This is a genomic window from Moorena sp. SIO3A2 (assembly GCF_010672265.1).
Taxonomy (GTDB): domain Bacteria; phylum Cyanobacteriota; class Cyanobacteriia; order Cyanobacteriales; family Coleofasciculaceae; genus Moorena; species Moorena producens.
In genome coordinates, this window is the sequence record NZ_JAAHHC010000001.1 from 596,403 (window position 1) to 616,879 (window position 20,477).

Sequence of the window (20,477 nt, forward strand, 5' to 3'; positions counted from 1 at the left end):
GTACCTCATGGGAAACAGAATTGCTATAATTACTTAAGCACAAATAAAATTTTCTAAACCATCTAGGTTGATAAGACGAGCAATTTTATTGATTTTAGCATCACCATCAGGTAGCTTCTTCTTAAGACTGTATTTTGTCTCCTGAGCAATCATCCCTTCACCTTCAGGAATTATCAGCTGAATATAAGCATATTCTTCGCTAGAAAAATTGATACTACTTCCACTGAAATTAAGATTGACTTTTTGGTCAATAGCTTGGAGTGAACCATCACATAAAAAATAAGATGCAGAGGATATAAGTTCTTTAACACGACTTGAAGGAATCTGAAGACCTGGATTCAATCCACTGAATTGACGAGAAGAAAGAACTAAGCACAAAACAGAAGGCTTTCTTGGTAATCCAGTAACTCTAGGTTTAAATGGCTCTAAAGATCGGTCTCTACCTTTTACTTGAGGCTGCCTTATATTTGTAGTTTTATTTAATTTCCGTCTTGGCTGTAATTTCTGACTGAAAAAATATAAGGCAGGAAGTATAAAAGCTACAATAATTATCCCTGTTAAAATTACGGAAGGATCTTTAACCGGTGCAAAAAAATTAGCTAATTCCACTACTTGACGCTCCGCTTCCTCTTTCATTTTGGCTATTTCCTTTAGTAAAAAATGTTCAAATATAGATAAATCCTTGATTGGACTGGACAAGAAAGGTTTACAAAATTTGAAGTCATTGTCGAGAGTCGAATTTTTATCTATGCCAAAATAGTGACAAATATCTTCACTATTCTCTGGGTCTAGATAAGTGATGGCTTCATAGAGATACCCCCGATCACGATTTTTAATAGCCGCATAAATTTCCTTGAACTGCTCTTGATAGATTTCTAGGGGGTCTTGGTAGTCTTGATTCATTTCATTGCCGCACTCTTCATGCTAAACTAATCCTGTAAATTAGTAACTTAAACAGGTTACTTTGTAATTTTACAAAATCAAGATAAACTACCTCAGCACTTTTCCAGCTTTCTTAATATTATCCTCAAGTTGTTTAGCTTCTAGTTGTAGGTAATTCCATATGGATAAGTCTTGTTGATGAGACAGTCTAGCTTGATCGTGGGCTTTGTCGAGCCGCTCTTGATAACGGTCTACAATTTCCTTTTGAGAAGATTCAACTCCAGTTAGAAAGCTATTGATTTGAGATATAAACCAATCCGCAACCTGACGATAAATTTCTACTTCTGCCTGATTTTTTTGCAGTAGCCATCCTTTCAGGATGTCTTCAGTTTTTGGTAACTTAGCATTATCACTAGAGCGTTCTTTGGTTTCTATATAGTATGCTATTCTTTTCCAAATCCAGAGAGACCACCAATCTCTTTTATGTTTTGGAACCTCAACATGGTCTAACCATGTCCCTTCCACAATTGGAAATCCTGCTTTAAATTCAAAGCTTGGCTGAAGTTCAATATCAATTTTTCCCAGTTGTGACCTGGAAAAGCTAATCCCTATATTAGGGGCAATACTGCTCATTCCTTCTTCCAGAATAGATAAGTAAGCATTCAACAAGGTTTCTAAAGCATCACGCACTCTCCTCATTTCTCGCTCTAATATTTTTTTTACTGCTTCATTGATCAAAAGCTTCAAGATATCAGCTAACTGATTCAACTTATCATTGAGCTTGGTAAGATTACTTTTTTCTTCGTAAGTACGTGCTTCGATCTCCTTGCCGTTCTCAGCTACTGCAGGAGAATACCCTAAGTCAATTAAATCGTCAATTGTTCTTTCTAAAAGATTTAATATTGTCGGATTAGCAGCTTGAAGGGTTTTACTGTCTAAGCGGAGTTTTCCGTTATCCAAAGACTCAATTACAGGTTCCAATATTTCCTCGACTCCTTCTGTCATAGCTTTTCGCCATCCATAAAGGGGCACTAAGCTGTCGGCACGCTCTTGATAAGAGCTTTCTCTTAGTTCGCGAATAATATCGGCAATAATCTGATCTGTCCTGGTTCTAGGATCGATTGATTCCTGCTCTGGTGAAGCCATTTGACCACTTTCTTTCATTAAACCTTCTAGAGCATTTTCAATCTGTTCAAAAGGGCCTCTTAGTTCTTGAGCTTTTTGTAAAATAAACTGACTGATGTCTTGCCGAATTTTGGCAATATTATCACATTCTTTTTGGTAGTTTTCTTCTGAGCTATTAATAAAAGCATAAGTGGTTTGTATAGCCCACTCTGCTACTGCATTACCTGCTTTAGCTTTAAAGCGGTCTACAATTTGTGGGATAACTAATTGTGGAAAGTTTTCATCGATATGCTCTTTCAGGTATTTGTGAAATTCCTCTGCGTAAGATACTTCCCAAACCTTCTGGGCAACACGGCGGCGCTCATGATTTTCCCATCGCTCTACTTTTCTGGGTAAATCTTCTATAATCTCTTCTGGAATTAAGAAGTTAAACATACTGTCAATTTTTCTACAGGCTTGAGTACTTTTTTGTTGATCATCACTCTTCATTTGCATCGAAAATAGAGCTGGCAATGCACTCATTTTTATTACTTTCAAAGCACTAATATCTTCTTGATATTCTTCTAGCTCTTTGGTTAACTTCTGTTTTATATCGTGAACAGTTTTTTTGAAAAAATCTATTTCACTATCCGGCCAATTTTGGTCTTTGCGAAACTCATCAATCCGATTCATAACAAAGAGCATCCGGGCTGGTGAGCCTCCTAGTTCTTTGACCTGATCAACCACTTCTTGAAGTAAATTACTAACTTTTTGTCTATCGGTTTCTGCACTATTATAGGTAACTATACATAAGGCTTCTTTACATTTTCTAATCACAGAGCCATTTCCTTCATCACCCACATAAGCTAAACCGGGAAGATCCATGATTCGCACTTTGGTTTTTTCAGGCAAATCAAGCAAGTTAGGATCGGCTACAAGCCGGAAAGGATAATATATCGTTGTTTGTGGACAAGCCACACTAGTTTTTCCGTCTCGATTAGCTTGAAGATAGGACTTCATGACTTGGTCTAAACGGTCATAAATGTCTTCGTCGGTAAGATTGCGCCATTCTCCACATTCCCAAAGTGCGCCTGGGGTTTGATCAATTTTCAGAGATTTGGTTTCACTGTATTCTACAATCACAACCCCTGCACTCATTTCTTGTACAGCAACTGGGACAATTTCTGCCCCACACAAGAAGTTGACCAGGGTACTTTTACCACTGCTAGTTGTCCCTGTTGTGGCTAAGGTAAGAACCGGTTGACTAAGTTCTTTCACTAATTCACTTACCGCCAGCTGAAATTCGATGTTTAAACCTTCGAGTTCAGTATGGTACTCTGGGGGTAGCTGATTACGGATTTTATCTTGAAAACTACCCCATTCCTTGTTAATAGTATTGATTGATTCTTCAACAGCTTCAAAAATATTTTTGATGTTGCTTCTCATTATAATCAAAGCCTTTAGTGTTGAGTAGTAACGATGCTATATAAACTACTATGAAATTCAAAGTAGCGAAAAAAACCCTATAGGGATTATTTCTTGATTAAGCTTTTAGTTAGTTTTTAAATAGCTCTTAATCTAAGATTACCCTAACTTAATATAAAACTGTCAAGGTAAATTGCTGAATGAAATATTTGTGAATCCAGGCAAGGATAATGAAGAAATTACTATTGGATTATTGGTGATGATCGAGTATAGGGTTTATATAGCGCTAAGCTCAAGGCAAAAGGCAAAAGGCAAAATTATAGCAAAACAGCTTTTAAACTTGTATCAATTTCCTAACCTTAATGGGTAGTGCTTTAAATGAGATGTAAACCTAAAAGGTATTTTTTGACAGTCTCATAAAACTCTACACCTCTTTTCCCTATTGCTTTTTGCCTCTTGCCTATTGCCTTTTTCAGCAATCCCTGTGTTTACAAATCAAATAAAAACCCGCTGATTATGTCTGTGATGGACTGGTAGTTTCAGGGTCTAAGGGAGTATCTGAAGTGGATTTCTGGGTAACCCAAGCGGTAATAATATGAGAAAGTAGTCCGACTGGTCCTGCAAATAAACACAGAATTAGGGAGTGAATAGTCCAAATACCAGCCTGTTGCCCTTGCCAATAAATCCAACGCCCTACAAACAAGTCCAGAACTAGGAAGTGTATCCAGCCAGTGGCAGCAACGGTTTCGTCACTAAAAAAGCGGGCAATATCGGCTAACTGAGGATTGGATAAGGCTTGGGCAGATTCTGGTGTAATACTATTAATAAATAGTTGACACTCCCCGTCCTAAAGGCGCGGGGATTCTTCGATCATAGACTCGGCTTGCTGAACCTGGCCGGAACCAAGAACAGTAGAGGCTAAATCTCCCGAAGCGTTCGGATCTATGATCCAGGTTCCGGTGTGCCCCACCGTACCCAAGGCTTTTTTAAGGATATTGACTGCGGCGTTATGGTCTCTGTCCAACTTACAACCACACTTACAAATGTGAGTTCTAGTTGATAATGATTTCTTCACTACTTCGCCGCATTCTGAGCAGTTTTGGCTTGTATAAGCAGGATTTACTGCTACAGTCACTCTGCCAAACTTAGTTCCAAAATGCTCCAGCCATTTCCTGAATTGATACCAACCAGCGTCATTAATAGACTTAGCAAGACAATGATTCTTTACTAGATTCTTGACTCTTAAATCTTCGTAAGCGACCAAGTCGTTAGACCGGATTACGCAACGTGCCAGTCTCTTAGCATGTTCTATGCGCTTCGCGCAGGCTTCGCCAACACGCTGCCTACTTATTCTAAGATGATGCCTTCCTAGTCTGTTAATGGCTTTCTTGCGGTTAGCAGAGCCTTTCACTTTCCGAGATACTCGACGTTGATAAAACTTTAAGCGTTTTTCGCCTTTCCTATAGAATCTAGGATTTGGTTCTGTGTTTCCGTCAGAGTCAGTATAGAACTCCTTTAGTCCCACATCTAGACCAACGTTTCTCTTAGAAGGGTCTAAGTCTTCTTTTATGTCAACTGCTACGCAAAATTGAACATAGTAGCCATCAGCACGTTTAATTATCCTTACTCTTTTGATTTGTTTTTTGTCGAATTGCCACAAATCCCAAGTTCCCTTGAGCTTGAGCTTTCCGATGCTTTTCTTGTCACTGAAGGTGATAGCCTTATTATCAGAGGATAGCTTCCACCCAGACTGCTTGTACTCTACAGACCGGCAATGTTTTTGAAATCTAGGAAAGCCCTTTTTTCCAGGCTTGTTCTTTTTGCAGTTGTCATAAAATCGAACGTTCGCGTAGCGTGGCCTACGGCCAATCGATGACCATGCACGTTCAGAAGCTGCCTGTCGTGCTGTTGAGTTCAGCTCATTAGCAAAAGGGAATTGCTTAGCCAGTACTTTACAATACTTACTAAGGTCATATTTCCCAGTCCCTTTATTGTCCATCCATAAACGAAGACAAGAATTGCGAACAAATTTAACTGTCCGAATAGCTTCATCTATGGCTTGGTATTGACTTTCTTTCCCGTAAGCTTTGAACTCAATTATAATCATTGACCTAAGGTCACGCTCCGCGAACGGATATCGACCTTTTAAGTTATTGTTTTATATTACCATACCTGGCGACAAATATCCGGACAGGATGAAATATTCACGGCGACTAAACTCGCTACTGGCTTTCATATCCGTTCTAAAGACGCGGAGCTTTCAGCCTTTGGAGTTCTAGTAATTCCCCAATTTGGCAAGAAAATTATTAGTAGCCAAAAGGGCAAAACGAAAATATTGGCAATATTAAAGAGTTGAGTGATCACCATATTTATGAGTTTGAGATTTCAACTATTTAATATAGCAATTATAAATTGGGTAAGGTCTTTCTGGGTTTTAGGAAATAGGGAGCAGGGAGTAGGGAGCAGGGAAAAAATCTTGTGTACCTCATAGCTATGATAACTGCTATCAGTGTTAGCCAAAGGCGATCGCATAGCGTCGGCTTTGCCGAATCGCATGAATCTGTGGTGTTAATCTATTCTGGTTCAGTTTCCATAGTTGAATGTTGCTTAGACCAATAACATTGTCATTGCTCGTCCCAAACCCGATCACTGGCGAGATTTTAATCTCACGTTGCTCCTGGGGATAATTTTGAACAAATTCCACAAGACCTGTGGAATTTACGCTATAACTATTCAACGGTGAACGTTCAAAACTTAATAAATTAATATAAATCCAATGATTAACAACCAAGACGGCTCTCTAGCCACTACACTAAAGCAACGGCGTCAAAAATTGGCTCAGCTGGTGGATTTTCCAGTAATTCTCTGGTCTGGACATCCTAGTCCTCGGAATTTCCGAGCCAATTCGTTCCCGTTTCGGGCTAGCAGTCACTTCTTGTATTTTGCTGGTTTACCCCTAACTAATGCGGTAATTGGCCTCAATGATGGCAAACTGGATTTATTCATGGATAAGCCAGCCCCTGGTAGTGCGTTGTGGCACGGAGAAACCCCTTCACCTGAGGAAATTGCTGAGATGATTGGGGCTGATCGGGTTTTTCCCCTCTCAGAATTGCAATTGCATTCTCAGGGAGCAGCAACCATTGCTGTTCAAAATCCCACTACTTACAGCCAACAACAGGAATTATTAGGTCGTGCTGTGGGACCCGCTGATGCTCCAGAAGGGATTGACTTGGATTTAGCAAAAGCAATAATATCCCTACGGTTATACCATGACGAGGGGGCATTATCGGAGTTGCGCCAAGCCGCTGAGGTTTCGATAGCTGCTCATAAAGCCGGAATGGCAGCTACTCCCAAGGCTAAACTAGAAGCGGAAGTGCGGGGAGCGATGGAAGGGGTAATTATTGCCCATAATATGACCCGTGCTTACACAAGTATTGTTACGGTTCATGGGGAAGTGCTCCACAATGGTGAGTATCACCATTCCCTGCAACCGGGAGAGTTACTGCTGGCGGATGTAGGAGCAGAAACCCCTATGGGTTGGGCAGCGGATATTACCCGTACTTGGCCGGTGACTGGAAAATTTTCCCCTACTCAGCGGGATATATATAATGTCGTCAAAGAAGCCCATGATTTCTGTATCGAGAATCTTTACCCTGGGGTGGAATATCGAGAGATTCATATGACAGCAGCAGGGGTGATGGCTGAGGGATTGATAGATTTGGGGATTCTGCGAGGAGACATCTCGGATTTGGTAGCAATGGATGCCCATGCTTTATTCTTTCCCCATGGTGTTGGTCATTTGCTCGGATTAGATGTCCATGATATGGAAGATTTAGGGGATTTGGCAGGGTATGCACCAGGACGGGAAAGAAGCGATCGCTTTGGCTTGGGCTTCCTGCGACTAGACCGACCCTTGCAACCAGGGATGTTGGTGACAATTGAACCAGGATTTTATCAAGTTCCAGGGATTTTGAATGACCCAGAGCGACGGTCAACCTACAAAGATATGGTGGATTGGGATAGATTGGCACAATTTGATGATGTGCGAGGGATTCGGATTGAGGATGATGTGTTGATTACCGAGACAGGAGCAGAGGTGTTGACGGCTGGGTTACCGACTGATCTAGAGGCAGTTGAGGATTTGGTTACGGGAGTATAAGTTTTCGGGTGTGGGTGAACGGGTTAATGGTGCTGTAAGCTATCAGCTATCAGCGGTCAGCTATCAGCTATCAGCTATCAGCTATCAGCTGAATGCTTAGATGGTGGTATTAAGTTGACAGACATGATTTTGAAAAGATCTGATCTAATCAGGTCTTTTTTAGATCTTATCTATATCATCAGTGCTCGATTATCATAACTTGAATCAATAAACAAGATCCAGGTGCGATCAATTTTTTAGCTCAAATTCACTACACTGTCTGAGATAGTGTTAACTTTGAACAATTTGCCTTGGCCTACGACAATATCTGCAAATACTTATCAGAAGCATACCCATCAGAGTTTTTTCAGTGGGTATTGGGTAAACAACCTAGAGATATTCAGGTACTTAAAAGCGATGCAGCGCGGTCTTGGGGGTTTCCCCCATGAGCGACTGCATCAAGACAGCGAATTAAGTGCTGAACCAATTCAAGCTGATGCTCTAACTCTACTCCAAAGTACAAACCAAATTCTGCATCTAGAATTTCAAACCCTACCCCAATCCGAGCCACCATTACCATTTCGGATGTTGGACTATTGGGTCAGATTACAACGTAAATACCGATGTCGGATTGAGCAGGTGGTAATTTTTTTAAAGTCTACGACCTCACAGATGGTATTCAATAACGAATTTAGGGATACTAACACCTGGCATCGTTATAGAATAATTCGTCTTTGGGAGCAAGACCCTCAACCACTGTTGGCCAATCGGGCTTTGTTACCCTTGGCAACTTTAGCTAAGAGTAATCGGCCTAATCTATTGTTAGAGCAAGTCGTTGTGGAAGTGGATACAATTGAAGAAAAACCATTACGGGGAAACCTAGCAGCCTGTGTGAATGTCCTAGCTGGTTTACGGTTTGACAAAGAGTTAGTCCGTCGATTGTTGTCAGAGGAAATTATGGAAGAATCAGTCACCTATCAAGATATTATCCAAAAGGGACGCCAGCGCGGCAAGCAGGAGGAAGCGGTATTAATTGTTATCCGTTTGCTAACCCTGAGGTTAGGTTTACTTGACCCTGTGCTCCAACAGCAAATTGAGGGATTATCGATTACTCGATTGGAGGAATTGAGTGAAGCGTTGTTGGATTTTGAGACAGTAACGGATTTAGTGGTTTGGTTGGATCAGGAGTAGTAGTGCGTTCTTTATTCTTACGGTAACTTCAAGATCTGTTGCATTTTTCCAGGGATTCCGCTATAATATTGGTATTGGTAGCGGAAGGGTCGATGCTAACTCAAGTTAATAATCTTCGTTTAGACAGGCAGCAGATCTTGGCTCTCAGGCAAATGTGTCATTTGAGCAAGAATATGTTCAACGTGGGTTTATATAACGTCCGTCAGTATTTCTTCCAGGAACGCAAACATTTGCGGTATGAGAGTAATTATTATCACTCTAAAGAGAATGAAAATTACAAGTTACTACCGACGGACATTGCCCAGCAAACCTTAAAAATTGTCGATAGATCCTTTAAATCTTTTTTTGGTTTACTGAAACTAAATAAGAGTGGAGGTTATCAAGAAAAAGTAAGACTTCCGAATTACTTACCAAAGGATGGACATTTCCTCTTGGTTATCCCAGTGAGAAAGCGCGACTGGGAGAAACTCCCGGGAAAGAACTGGTTATTTACCGTTCCTATGTCTCGTCAATTTAAAAAGGAGTACGGGGTAGTTCAGTTTACTGTCCCAGAGAGGCTAAGGTCTAAGACTGTCAAAGAGATACGCATACTTCCTAAATACAAAGCCAGGTATTTTGATGTTTGTTATTGCTACGAGGATGAACCTGAGGTAAAAGTAGAAAAAACTAGTGAAATATTGGGAATTGATTTAGGACTTGATAATTTTGCTACATGTGTTAGCACCACTCAAAAGTCATTTATTATTGACGGTAAAAAGATCAAGGCTGACAATCAGTTTTACAATAAGCGTAATGCCAAACTTCAGTCTATTAAAGACTTACAAGGCATTAAGATCTTGACCAATCGACAAGCTAGGTTGCTAAGAAAGCGAAATCACAAAATCAGGGATTTCACTAACAAGGCGGCTAGATATGTCGTGAATTGGTGTAGAAGAAACAAAATCAACAAGATTGTTATCGGGTACAACCCCGACCTAAAACAAAGGGTCAACATGGGCAAGCGGAACAATCAGAAGTTCACCCAGATTCCGATTTATACGTTTAAGGACAAGCTGGAAAGCCTCTGTCAGCGGTATGGGATTGAATTAGTTGAGCAAGAAGAATCTTACACCAGTAAAGCGTCTAGCTTGGATAAGGATGAATTACCAGTATGGAATGCTGATAACCCAAAAAGTTACACATTCAGCGGTAAAAGAATAAAGCGTGGATTATACCGCACTAGTAAAGGTTGGTTGATCAACGCTGATTGCAACGGAGCATTAAACATAATTCGTAAACATACAAGTAAGCCTGATGATTTTATTGGAGGGTTTAGAGGCTGTTTGGCTCAGCCGTTAAGGGTTTTATGCTCTTAAGAATCCCCCGCTATAATCTACGATTTAGCGGTGGGAGTGTCAAGGTCCGATTACCGATAGCAGTGGCTTAGACACCTTAAAGACTTACTTAGAGCAACTGGAAAAATTGGCATTGACTTGGAAAGAAAAGTCTCTGACTCAAGAACAAGTGCTGGCCAACTATTCCCAAATACCTGCTGCTTATAAGAATTATAAATTTCAAGGATTATACAAGGATAATCTTGAAACAGCTTATAAGCAAATTACCGTTGAACGTTGAGGGTTTCAGGGGGAAAGTTGCTGAATTATTCCAGGATAATTGAGGATATCATAATAAGGTAAGCTATCAGCTATCAGCTATCAGCTATCAGCTATCAGCTATCAGCCTTGGCCTTTGGCAACGCTACTATTCGCCCAGCGTGCGCGTAGCGCAATCGGTGCTTTTGAATAAAATAAGCTGACTACTGACTGCTGACTGCTGACTGCTGACTGCTGACTGCTGACTGCTGACTGCTGACTGCTGACTGCTGACTGCTGACTGCTGACTGCTGACTGCTGACTGCTGACTGCTGACTACTGACTGCTGACTACTGACTGCTGATTGCTGATTGCTGACTGCTGACTGCTGACTGCTGACTGTTAACACGATAAAAAATCCTATCATGCTATCATGACTAATCAAGAAGAAGATCCATTAAAAAGCAAGCTAGAGAAAAATTTGCAAGAGTCCCAATGGCTACAGAAATTTAAACAACTGAGTCAAGGACTAAGCCAAATTAAGACAGAAATTCCTCTAACTCAACTCTGTAAACTAGAGTGGGTTACTGCTACTGATAGCTTAATCATCCACTGTCCAAATCTAGAAGTCAGGGATGGATTGTGTAAGCTTTCATCCCAGATTGCCCAAATCACTATTGGGGCAAAATGCTTTATTATTAGATATGCTGACTATGAAGACGTTACTATTAAGCCAGTGTAATTATTCCCTATCATGCTATTAGCTATCAGTTATTAGCTATCAGTTATTAGCTATCAGTTATCAGCTATCAGTTATCAGCTATCAGCTATCAGCTTAAGTCTATCTTTCATATCTTTCGCAGCTACAGCGTAGCCTCCGTCTGCACCATCCACAAAATGTACTTGGCGTCCATGGCGCTCAAATACCAGACAGGTCATCAGTGCTCGGTCTGAAATATGCAGACCATACACTAACTTACCTTGTTTATAATTCTTTTCCAAATAGTCTGTTAATTGTTTTCGTTGTACTTCATTGCCAGCAATAACCATGCGCAAGATATCATCAAACTTTCTGTAATCCGTTGCTGCGATCGCATTTAGTTTATAGGCTCCCCAGTCTCCATCTGGTAATGTCACCTTTAACTTCATCAACAACCAGCCCAAGAGATTTTCCAAGCAGATTTTAGCAAAATAGAGCATCCTATGGCTCAGCTTATTCGACTGGGCGCACAGGCGAGTTTCAGGACTTAAGTTTTGATAACTAAACCCTAGATTTAAATAGTTTTCATCAACTGGATTTAAAACCTCTTCACTTCCATAAATAGTGTCAATTTTTTCAATAATTGCTCGATAAGTTAAATTAGCTAAATTTTGTTGATTAGACGTTGCTTTGACAATCAAGCTGATCGTTTCACCATATTTACTAGGAATGTCTTGCCAGCGACACTCTAAATTAGACAAATCAGCTTTAGCCTTATCAGTAGGGTTTTGGTAAAGGTAGAATTGACTCGTATTTGAATGTTTAATCAATTCAGTAGCATAAGTCAAACCATCTCCAGTAAATATAGCCTGATAATAGTTTTCAGATACCTTGAGCTTCGCTAATTTAACATCATAATCATTAACTCTCACATCAGACATAGGTACTGCACCCACCCGCAATTCCATCCCAAATTCTCCCCTGGCTAGCTGACTAGTCGCTAACAACGCTTCCCGAGCAAGGGCAAACAGAGAAGGAGGAATCAACAGAGTTGCACCATCTCCCCCAAATACAAAAGGAATGTCTAAATTACCTGCTATATTTAAAACAGCGACAATGGAGCAGGCTCCTAATAGGTTAACCTCTTTGTAGCGTCCTGATTCGATAGCTTGAGTCGAACCAATAATATCGCTAATTACAACATACCAATCCCTGGGAACCGATTTAAAATTCTGAGAGTCAGTAATATCGATGAAGTTTTCTAAAAGGGGTAAATTAGCATAAAAAAAGTCTGTAGTCATGGTTTAATCTAAAGGAATAACAAACCTTTTTAGTAGGGTGATAACACCCTGAAAGGCACTTAGATAAAACCAAGCTAGCTGCTACACCCTAGCAACCGTCAACTGTCAAGGGTCAACAACAAGGGATCCTTATAAAATAAGCAAGTTAACTATTGATTTTATTAACCATTTGTGTCTGAAAACCAGAAAACCACTCGTTCCCTAGCTGGCATTGCCGGGATTGTCGCAGTAGCCACCATTATTAGTAAAGTATTTGGCTTAGTCCGCCAACAAGCCATGGCAGCAGCCTTTGGAGTTGGTCCGGTTATCAATGCCTACAGCTATGCTTACGTGATCCCCGGCTTTTTATTAATCCTCCTCGGTGGCATTAACGGACCTTTTCATAGCGCCTTAGTTAGTGTTCTCGCTAAACGAGATAAATCAGAAGCCCCACGGCTGGTGGAAACAGTAACTACCTTAGTCGCGTGCATCCTGTTACTAGTAACCATTGCTCTAGTGCTATTTGCTCCGGTCTTAATTGATGTTCTAGCACCAGGGTTTCAGGATACTCCAGAAGGGTTACAAGTTAGAGCGATCGCAATCCGGCAATTACAGATTATGGCACCCATGGCAGTGCTAGCCGGATTAATTGGCATTGGCTTTGGTACCCTCAATGCTAGCGATCAATACTGGCTACCTGCCGTCAGTCCCTTATTTTCCAGCATCACCGTCATTGTTGGCTTAGGAATATTAGCCCTACAGTTGGGCAAAGAAATTAGTAATCCCGATTTTGCCATGATCGGTGGGATTGTCTTAGCTGGGGGTACCCTTGCTGGAGCAACTCTTCAATGGGTAGTGCAGCAAATCGCTCAGTGGCGCAGTGGCCTAGGTAAAATACGCCTACGATTTAACTGGGGTATCCCTGGAGTCAAAGACGTGATGCAGGTCATGGCTCCGGCCACCTTTTCCTCTGGGATGCTGCATATTAATGTCTACACCGACTTATTCTTTGCCTCCTTCCTCCCCCAAGCCGATGCTGCTGCTGCTAGCTTAAACTATGCCAATCTTTTAGTGAATACCCCCCTAGGCATTATCTCCAATGTTATTCTAGTTCCTCTACTGCCTGTATTTTCCCGACTAGCCGCTCCCGAAAATTGGCCAGAACTCAAGCAACGGATTCGCCAGGGAATTCTGCTCAGTGCCTTGACAATGTTACCTTTAAGTGCATTGATGGTGACCTTAGCCATGCCCATCGTGCAGGTAGTGTATCAGCGTCAAGCCTTTGATGCTAATGCCTCTCGGTTAGTAGCATCAGTGCTCATGGCTTATGGGATGGGCATGTTTGTCTACTTGGGACGGGATGTGCTAGTGCGGGTATTTTATGGTTTAGGAGATGGACAGACACCCTTTCGTCTGAGTGTGATTAATATTCTTCTCAATGCTGTACTAGATTATTTTCTAATCGATACCTTTGGCACACCCGGTATTGTATTTGCCACCATTGGTGTGAATGCCTTTTCCATGGTAGTGCTGTTATGGATATTGAACCGCAGGCTAAATGGCTTACCTTGGCAAGAATGGATGTTGCCAATTCTCGGTTTAGCAGTAAGTAGTGTAATCGCTGGTGCCGCCAGTTGGGGAGTCAGTTGGGGATGTGAGCAAGTATTAGAAACCAGTATTATTTGGGTAAAATTGCTGCAATTGAGTCTAGCTGGATTAGCAGGTTTAGGTATATTTGGTTTGTTAGCAACTCAGTTGAAGTTACCAGAGGTGGATATGTTTGTAGCTCGTGTGCGCCAGAAGCTGGGTCGTTGACAGTATTTAATCCTGTTTAGGTCTTCAACCTTAAACCTTAAACCTTCAACCCGATCACCTTCAACCTTCAACCCGATCACCTTCAACCTTCAACCTTCAACCTTCAACCCGATCACCTTCAACCTTCAACCTTCAACCTTCAACCTTCAACCCGATCACCTTCAACCTTAAACCTTCAACCCACTTTCTCGTATCCACTGCAAATGCTGGGATAATAACTCATTTAAATCATAACCTTGTTGAATGGTTTCCCTTGCCTTAGCGCGAATACCAGCCATCTGTTCTGGATGGTCGAGAGCTTCCTCAACCCGATCGGCGATTTCCTCTGGCGAGAAAAAGTCTACTAACAAACCATTAATCCCATCTTCAATCACCTCTGTCACTGGGGGAGTATCAGACGCTACTACCAAACAACCTGTAGAAAGGGATTCTAGCATCGACCAAGACAGAACAAAAGGACGGGTGAGATAAATATGAACAGAGGAAGCTTGAAGGACTTGTAAGTATTCTGAGTAAGGAAGTAAACCAGTAAAGTGGACTCTGTCTAGGTCAAGAGGGACTTTTTCTAACATCAAGTCTTTGTAAGTTTTGCCATCCGGTAGGGTTTTACCATAAGCCACCCGATTTTCCCCGACAATCACAGCATGACACTTAGGACGTCGCTGCTGAAGCATACCGATTGCTTCGATCAATTGGGGAAAACCTCGATAAGGTTCCATGCCCCGTGCTACATAGGTAACCAGTTCTTCCACCTCAGACAGGTCTAAGTTTATCCGTTTTAGTACTAACTTTGCCCCTGGATTGGGTTTAAAGAACTCGGTGTCTACCCCATCATGACGCACGGTAATTCTGTTGTGGAAGTCGGCTGGAAATTGCTGGCGCTGCCAGTAGGTAGGAGACAATCCGCGATCGCAACTGGCTAGGTCTAACAAAATCGGGGCATTTTTCATCCGAATCCGGGCTTCATCGTCAGCGTTGAGGGGCTCGGATGGATCAAAATCAGCATCTGTGCCATGGGCATGATAAAACCACTCGAAGTAGCAAAGTAATTTTGCTTGGGGGAAAGCGTCTTTAATAAATAACGTTGGGCCCCAACCCGAGTGACCATAGACCACATCAGGAACAAATCCCTTAGCCTTCAGCTGATTGGCTAAGCGATAGACAGCTTGACCCTGAAGTACGGCATTTTCTAAGGGTCTAACATAGTGGTGAGTTTCTGGACGTATTTCCCTAGAGGTATTGTAAAGAGCTTTTACAACTCCAGGCAGTTGCCCTTCCTTGCGCCTGGTACCAAACATAACCTGGTTGCGGTTATCTTTAGCTAAAGCAGTTGCTATGTGGCGAAATTGGGCAGGGAAATTAGGATGTAGGAATAGAATACGCATGGACAATAGCAAATGGCAAATGTTACAAGGCAAATGGTAAATCGATTTTTTCTTAATTAACCATTAACCATTAACAATTTGCCATTGATATACTGATATACTAGCTGTTTTGTGGTTCTGGAATGGTAATATCTAAGACGGTGACCTCCTCGGAAAGGCTAGTCAGGGCTGGTTTGATTTGGGAAGCATTGCCTACAACTACCGTAACAATCTGATCGGGTTTGAGATACTTTTCCGCCACCCGCTGTATATCCTCAATCGTAGTAGCTGTCACTGCCTTTTGATAACGGAAGATGAAATCCTCTGGGTAGCCATAGTATTCATAGCGCATCAGCCGAGATAAGGTTTGCTCTGGCTTCTGGAAATTAAACACAAAGGAGTTGAGAACGCTTTCTTTTGCCTTAGCCAATTCTTCTGAGGTAATCGGACTAGTGCGCAGTTTCTGGATTTCATCTAGAACGGATTTAATAAAGGGTACGGTGGTTTCAGAGCGAGTTTGTCCCCCAGCAATAAATAAACCCGGATAGTCATAGCGAACACTCCAAACCCCGTAGACCGAGTAAGCTAGACCTTGACGCGATCGCACTTCGTTAAATAGTCTGCCCCCAAATCCATTCATCACCTCATTTAAAACAGAAAGGGCGGCGTAGTCAGGGCTATTGAGCTTGCCCCCGATATGTCCCATTTGAATATAACTTTGGGTCAGTTGAGGTTGATCCACAAAAAATATACCCCCTAACTGAGCCTGGGATGCGTCTGGCACCTTTGGCTGTGTTGGGGCAGAGGTAGATTTCCAGCTACCAAATTTCTCCTCAATTAGCGATCGCATTTTCTCGGAGTCAAAATCCCCCACAATACCCAGTATCATATTTTCTGGATACACATACCTCTGTGAGAAAGTGATTAAATCATTACGAGAGATATTGTCTAGATGCTCATACTCTATCGTGCGGGCATAGGGGCTAGTGTCACCGTAGATCAGTTTCCTAAATTCACGAGAAGCAATATCACCGGGATCATCATTGCGCCGGGCAATTTGTCCTGCTAGTTGCTGTTTAGCTAGGGCGAGCTTAGCTTGAGCAAAGGCAGGCTTTTGAATAACTTCAGCAAACAAATCAAAGACCAAGTCCAAATCTTCGCTCAAAGCACTAAAACTCGCCCTGCCAGAACTAGTGTCAATACTAGTTTCCACCGAAGCTGCCTTTTCTTCTAAGAGCACATTTAACTCATTGCCTGAGTGTTCAGTGGTACCCCCAGTACGCATCACAACTCCCGCCATAGTGGCTAAGCCAATTTTTTCAGCAGGCTCAAGGCGATCGCCCGTGCGAATTATTGCGGTACCACTTACCAAAGGCAGTTGATGGTCTTCGATCAGATAGACCACCATCCCATTATCTAACTGATAGCGAGTGTAGTCCGGTAGCTGAATTGGTGGTAACGGGTCAAAGTCTAATTCATCGTAATGGCGTGGGGTATCAGCTATTGCTGGTAGACGAGACACAAGCACTACCACTAGCATTGTCACCAATAGTAGCCCGATCCATTTCAGGTATTTGGGATTTTGGCTTTTCGATTTTAGATTGGTCATTGCTAATTGGATCAATAGTTGAAGGTTAGAAGGTTGAAGGTTGAAAGTTACCAGGTTGAAACCGATCGCGTGGCCTTTTGGCCAAGGTTAACCAGTTGAAGGTTGAAGGTTAACCAGTTGAAGGTTGAAGGTTAACCAGTTGAAGGTTGAAGGTTAACCAGTTGAAGGTTGAAGGTTAATCAGTTGAAGGTTGAAGGTTAACCAGTTGTTCGCCAAAGGCGAACAACATTTTTGAATTAAGAATGTAGAATGTCTAATGCGCGAATTTGGAATTCTACATTCTGCATTCTACATTCTGCATTCTGACCGACAACCTTGAACCGTTCAGCTACTGACTTGGTAAAATGCGTCCAATCGTACGGTTTTCTGGTCTAAAGGTTGCCTGAGCCACCCGCTGAATGTCTGCTGCACTCACTGCCTCTATATCTTCTATTTCCTTAAACAAGTTACGCCAATCACCCGTTTTGACCTCATAGGTTGCCAAATTTCTGGCCATACCCATATTGGAATCAAGCGATCGCAATAGGCTAGCCCTTGCCTGAGTTTTTACCCGTTCTAATTCTTGGGGTGAAACTAGTTCAGTTTTGAGCTTTTCAATGTCTTCTGACAATGCACTTGCCACCTCTTCCACCGTGTGTCCTGGTGCAGTTAGGGCATAGAACAACATTAAATTAGGATATTTATCACCAGGAAAGCCACTAAACCCTGCCGCCGAGAGGGCTACTTGTTTCCCTTCTACCAGAGACTTATATAGGCGAGAGGTGCGACCATCACTGAGCAAATTGCCCATAATTTCATAAACCACATGGTCAGGATGGGTAATCCCTGGTCGATGGTATCCTTCCAAGTACCAGGGTTGGGAGGGTAATTTCAAGGTAACTTCCTTGGTTTCGGACTGTGGTGGTTCTACTGTAGTGACTTTAGGAATTTCCCTTTGATGGTTGTAGCGTCCAAAGTAGACTTTAGCTAGCCGTTTCACCTGCTTTGGATCCACATCTCCCGCAATAGCTACAGTTAAGTTATTCGGACTATAGTAAGTGTCAAAAAACTCCTGGACATCTTGGCGAGTAAGATTGCGAATGTCTTTGTTGTAGCCAATCACCGGACGCCGATAAGGGTGCTTGGTATAGGCAGTATCCAAGAACGCTTCAATCATTTGACCGATCGGAGAGTTATCAGTGCGCAGACGACGTTCTTCCAGGATTACCTCTTGTTCCTTATAAAATTCGCGAAATACCGGCTCAAGGAAGCGTTCCGACTCTAAGGACATCCACAGCTCTAATTTGTTTGATGGCAAGCTGTAGAAGTACACCGTATAATCCGTAGACGTTGCCGCATTCAAGCCCACGCCTCCTGATTGCTCAATAATCTGACCCAACTCGTTTTGCTTGACATACTTAGCTGCCTCAGCTTCGACTTGGGCAAACTCTTCCTTTAACTTAGCCACCTCTGCTTCATTGCCAGTGGCTTGATACTCTTTAATTTGTTTCTTCAACTCGTCCAACTTGTCCAGCAGACTTTTTTCTGCCTCATAGTTGGTAGTACCAATCCGGGTGGTACCTTTAAATGCTAAATGTTCTAAGAAGTGAGCCACACCGGTTTTGCCATCCGGTTCATCCACACCCCCTACATCGGCATAGGTAAGAAGAGAAACTACTGGTGCTTCGTGGTTTTCTAGGACAATGAACTTCATGCCATTATCCAGGGTAAACTCAGTTACCCGTTGGATCACCCGGTCTAGATAGGGTTGGATTGAGGTTGAGGGTGATGCTGGGGTTTCAGTACGGGCTAATGCGATAGTCGAGAATGTTCCCCAGATTAGGATTGCCGCCCCCAGATAAGATAAAATCGATAGGGACTTGATAGATCCTGTCTTGAATAAGCACCGAAGTGGTCTTAAGTGATCAGCAACACGCTGGAGAAACACGACCAATCCATTCTGTTTAGTCATACAAGGGTGGCAGTAACGAACTTACAGAACTCTCCCACAACGCCCACCGCTTTCTAGGGTGGGATTTAGTGGTACCGCCTTTAGGCGGCGTGAGGTTAACAACTAATAAGCTAGCGTCTCTTCATCAAGTGTTTGACACTCCCCGCCGAAGTAAGAACGGGGATTCTTAGTTCTACGACACGCCTTAAAATTAGCTATCCTGAAAGGCAATATTCAAGCCAAATACCCGTTCAATCAGCAACCAAGCATCAAGCCTAACTTAACTAATCCCAGTGGGCTTATCTCCCTAAGCGCTAGGTACTAGGAGTGTCTAATATAACTGTTTCTCCCTTCCCTCGTTCCCGTGTGCCCCACGGTACGTTATATATTTTGAATTTGCTACTTTACTGGTTTTCGGTATCCGTTAAGACCCATGGGTTTTAGCGGTGCGACCCGTGGCGAATTTAATTAGCCGACGGAAAGCGCACCGGCGAGGTTTTTCGCGCCTCGTGTACTAGCATCGCAATGGTCGTTATTGAATCAGGTAGTACCGACGAATCCTACCTGTGCGCTTTCTACGCAATTATTGTATTATAAACCTTTGCCTTGACAAATTCCGGAAAAATCGCCCGTTTATGGGCACCTCAAGTAGCGTGGCCAAAGGCCAGCTTGAAACCCAAATTTTTGGTCACAATCAAGGCATGATTACCATCACCTACTACTAGAAGCTCAAGCCAACTCTGTCTCAAATTTGACAATTATGGGGTGAAGTGTTGGACAATTTGGATAATAGCGCTACAAGTTTCATTTTGACACCCATGGGAATAATAAATCAGCCAACTCAGTCAGAGACAGAGACCAGGCAACGTATCCTGACAGCAGCACGACGTTTGTTTGCCAGTCGAGGTTATAACGGGACAACCACCAGGGAGTTAGCCAGTTCTGCTCGGGTCGCTGAAGGTACCCTATTTCGTCATTTTGAAAACAAAAAGGCCATTCTGATTGAAGTCGCCACCCAGGGTTGGATAGACATTCTCACCGATTTGCTCACAGAACTCAGTGAAATGGGCAGCTATAAAGCAGTAGCACAGATGATGCGGCGGCGAATGATGCGTATGGGTGAGAATGCGGATCTGATGCGAGTATGCTTTATGGAAGCCCAATTCCACCCAGAATTGCGCGATCGCATTCAGTCAGAAGTGATTATTAAAATGACGGATGTGGCTGAAGCCTTTTTTGAAACCGCCATTGAGCGAGGCATTTATCGCCCTATGAACCCCAAAATTTTGGCTCAGGTGTTCTTGGGCATGTTTGCCGTTGCTGGTTTCAGCCACAATACCATCCTCGATTCAGATGCCTCCCCCAAAGAGATTCAGGAAATGGCAGAAGGCATTGCTGATATTTTCCTCAATGGAGTGTTGGTTAAAGAATAGATAAGGAATGCCTGAAAATAGCAAATTGAAAATGC

15 protein-coding genes and 3 pseudogenes are annotated in these 20,477 nt (G+C 42.4%); 7 read left to right on the top strand and 11 right to left on the bottom strand.

Translation table 11 applies throughout. From position 1 onward, the window contains the following. Positions 1-33: 33 nt before the first annotated feature. From F6K64_RS02600 to F6K64_RS02625, 6 genes and pseudogenes are all read right to left on the bottom strand, one after another. Complete coding sequence (locus F6K64_RS02600) at positions 34-903, bottom strand: hypothetical protein (RefSeq protein WP_287264760.1); 870 nt, start codon at positions 901-903, stop codon at positions 34-36. 87 nt (positions 904-990) lie between these two features. Further along, positions 991-3,432 carry a dynamin family protein gene (locus tag F6K64_RS02605; RefSeq protein WP_287264762.1) on the bottom strand — a complete coding sequence of 814 codons (2,442 nt, stop codon included), beginning with the start codon at positions 3,430-3,432 and terminating at the stop codon, positions 991-993. A gap of 493 nt (positions 3,433-3,925) precedes the next feature. Then, positions 3,926-4,243 (bottom strand): annotated as a pseudogene (locus F6K64_RS02610) (ABA4-like family protein); the annotation flags it as partial. Between the two features lie 15 nt (positions 4,244-4,258). Continuing rightward, the gene (locus F6K64_RS02615; protein ID WP_287264763.1) at positions 4,259-5,518 is read right to left on the bottom strand and encodes an RNA-guided endonuclease InsQ/TnpB family protein; all 1,260 of its coding nucleotides are present in this window, start codon (positions 5,516-5,518) and stop codon (positions 4,259-4,261) included. 167 nt (positions 5,519-5,685) lie between these two features. Beyond that, positions 5,686-5,778: pseudogene (locus tag F6K64_RS02620) on the bottom strand (abscisic acid-deficient protein Aba4 family protein); the annotation flags it as partial. Between the two features lie 145 nt (positions 5,779-5,923). Beyond that, on the bottom strand, positions 5,924-6,115 hold the full coding sequence (locus F6K64_RS02625) for a hypothetical protein (protein ID WP_287264764.1): 192 nt from the start codon (positions 6,113-6,115) through the stop codon (positions 5,924-5,926). A 72-nt stretch (positions 6,116-6,187) separates the two neighbouring features. Here F6K64_RS02625 and F6K64_RS02630 point away from each other — a divergent pair, with 72 nt between their 5' ends. The 4 genes and pseudogenes from F6K64_RS02630 (at position 6,188) to F6K64_RS02645 (ending at position 10,354) form a co-directional block, all read left to right on the top strand. Further along, positions 6,188-7,570 carry an aminopeptidase P family protein gene (locus F6K64_RS02630; RefSeq protein ID WP_287264766.1) on the top strand — a complete coding sequence of 461 codons (1,383 nt, stop codon included), beginning with the start codon at positions 6,188-6,190 and terminating at the stop codon, positions 7,568-7,570. Positions 7,571-7,860: 290 nt separating this feature from the next. Continuing rightward, positions 7,861-8,740 (top strand): annotated as a pseudogene (locus F6K64_RS02635) (Rpn family recombination-promoting nuclease/putative transposase). Positions 8,741-8,832: 92 nt separating this feature from the next. Then, positions 8,833-10,095 (top strand): RNA-guided endonuclease InsQ/TnpB family protein, encoded by a 1,263-nt coding sequence (locus F6K64_RS02640; protein WP_071105495.1) that lies wholly within the window; start codon positions 8,833-8,835, stop codon positions 10,093-10,095. Positions 10,096-10,207: 112 nt separating this feature from the next. Further along, positions 10,208-10,354, top strand: a complete 147-nt coding sequence (locus F6K64_RS02645; RefSeq protein ID WP_154659697.1) for a hypothetical protein — start codon at positions 10,208-10,210, stop codon at positions 10,352-10,354. A gap of 126 nt (positions 10,355-10,480) precedes the next feature. Here F6K64_RS02645 and F6K64_RS02650 read toward each other — a convergent pair whose 3' ends face one another. After that, a complete protein-coding gene (locus F6K64_RS02650) occupies positions 10,481-10,720 on the bottom strand; it encodes a hypothetical protein (RefSeq protein ID WP_287264768.1) in 240 nt (79 codons plus the stop codon). A gap of 24 nt (positions 10,721-10,744) precedes the next feature. On the opposite strand from F6K64_RS02650, the gene F6K64_RS02655 reads away from it, so the two are divergent. Continuing rightward, positions 10,745-11,053 (top strand): hypothetical protein, encoded by a 309-nt coding sequence (locus F6K64_RS02655; RefSeq protein ID WP_287249440.1) that lies wholly within the window; start codon positions 10,745-10,747, stop codon positions 11,051-11,053. A gap of 74 nt (positions 11,054-11,127) precedes the next feature. Here F6K64_RS02655 and F6K64_RS02660 read toward each other — a convergent pair whose 3' ends face one another. After that, on the bottom strand, positions 11,128-12,312 hold the full coding sequence (locus F6K64_RS02660) for a DUF3095 domain-containing protein (RefSeq protein ID WP_287249438.1): 1,185 nt from the start codon (positions 12,310-12,312) through the stop codon (positions 11,128-11,130). A 171-nt stretch (positions 12,313-12,483) separates the two neighbouring features. On the opposite strand from F6K64_RS02660, the gene murJ reads away from it, so the two are divergent. Then, positions 12,484-14,106 (top strand): murein biosynthesis integral membrane protein MurJ, encoded by a 1,623-nt coding sequence (gene murJ, locus F6K64_RS02665; protein ID WP_008180604.1) that lies wholly within the window; start codon positions 12,484-12,486, stop codon positions 14,104-14,106. Between the two features lie 167 nt (positions 14,107-14,273). On the opposite strand, the gene F6K64_RS02670 is transcribed toward murJ, so the two are convergent. From F6K64_RS02670 to F6K64_RS02680, 3 genes are all read right to left on the bottom strand, one after another. After that, positions 14,274-15,491 (bottom strand): glycosyltransferase family 4 protein, encoded by a 1,218-nt coding sequence (locus F6K64_RS02670; protein WP_008180606.1) that lies wholly within the window; start codon positions 15,489-15,491, stop codon positions 14,274-14,276. Between the two features lie 100 nt (positions 15,492-15,591). Then, positions 15,592-17,079, bottom strand: coding sequence for a M16 family metallopeptidase (locus tag F6K64_RS02675; RefSeq protein ID WP_008180608.1), 1,488 nt, complete (start codon positions 17,077-17,079; stop codon positions 15,592-15,594). 328 nt (positions 17,080-17,407) lie between these two features. Continuing rightward, on the bottom strand, positions 17,408-19,030 hold the full coding sequence (locus F6K64_RS02680) for a M16 family metallopeptidase (protein ID WP_008180609.1): 1,623 nt from the start codon (positions 19,028-19,030) through the stop codon (positions 17,408-17,410). A gap of 797 nt (positions 19,031-19,827) precedes the next feature. On the opposite strand from F6K64_RS02680, the gene F6K64_RS02685 reads away from it, so the two are divergent. Then, positions 19,828-20,442 (top strand): TetR/AcrR family transcriptional regulator, encoded by a 615-nt coding sequence (locus tag F6K64_RS02685; RefSeq protein WP_008180610.1) that lies wholly within the window; start codon positions 19,828-19,830, stop codon positions 20,440-20,442. Positions 20,443-20,477: the final 35 nt, after the last annotated feature.

Coding starts and splice junctions, on each gene's coding strand:
- F6K64_RS02600 (WP_287264760.1), bottom strand. CDS start 903: ATGAATCAAGACTACCAAGACCCCCTAGAAATCTATCAAGAGCAGTTC.
- F6K64_RS02605 (WP_287264762.1), bottom strand. CDS start 3,432: ATGAGAAGCAACATCAAAAATATTTTTGAAGCTGTTGAAGAATCAATC.
- F6K64_RS02615 (WP_287264763.1), bottom strand. CDS start 5,518: ATGATTATAATTGAGTTCAAAGCTTACGGGAAAGAAAGTCAATACCAA.
- F6K64_RS02630 (WP_287264766.1), top strand. CDS start 6,188: ATGATTAACAACCAAGACGGCTCTCTAGCCACTACACTAAAGCAACGG.
- F6K64_RS02640 (WP_071105495.1), top strand. CDS start 8,833: ATGCTAACTCAAGTTAATAATCTTCGTTTAGACAGGCAGCAGATCTTG.
- F6K64_RS02655 (WP_287249440.1), top strand. CDS start 10,745: ATGACTAATCAAGAAGAAGATCCATTAAAAAGCAAGCTAGAGAAAAAT.
- F6K64_RS02660 (WP_287249438.1), bottom strand. CDS start 12,312: ATGACTACAGACTTTTTTTATGCTAATTTACCCCTTTTAGAAAACTTC.
- F6K64_RS02670 (WP_008180606.1), bottom strand. CDS start 15,491: ATGCGTATTCTATTCCTACATCCTAATTTCCCTGCCCAATTTCGCCAC.
- F6K64_RS02675 (WP_008180608.1), bottom strand. CDS start 17,079: ATGACCAATCTAAAATCGAAAAGCCAAAATCCCAAATACCTGAAATGG.
- F6K64_RS02680 (WP_008180609.1), bottom strand. CDS start 19,030: ATGACTAAACAGAATGGATTGGTCGTGTTTCTCCAGCGTGTTGCTGAT.
- F6K64_RS02685 (WP_008180610.1), top strand. CDS start 19,828: ATGGGAATAATAAATCAGCCAACTCAGTCAGAGACAGAGACCAGGCAA.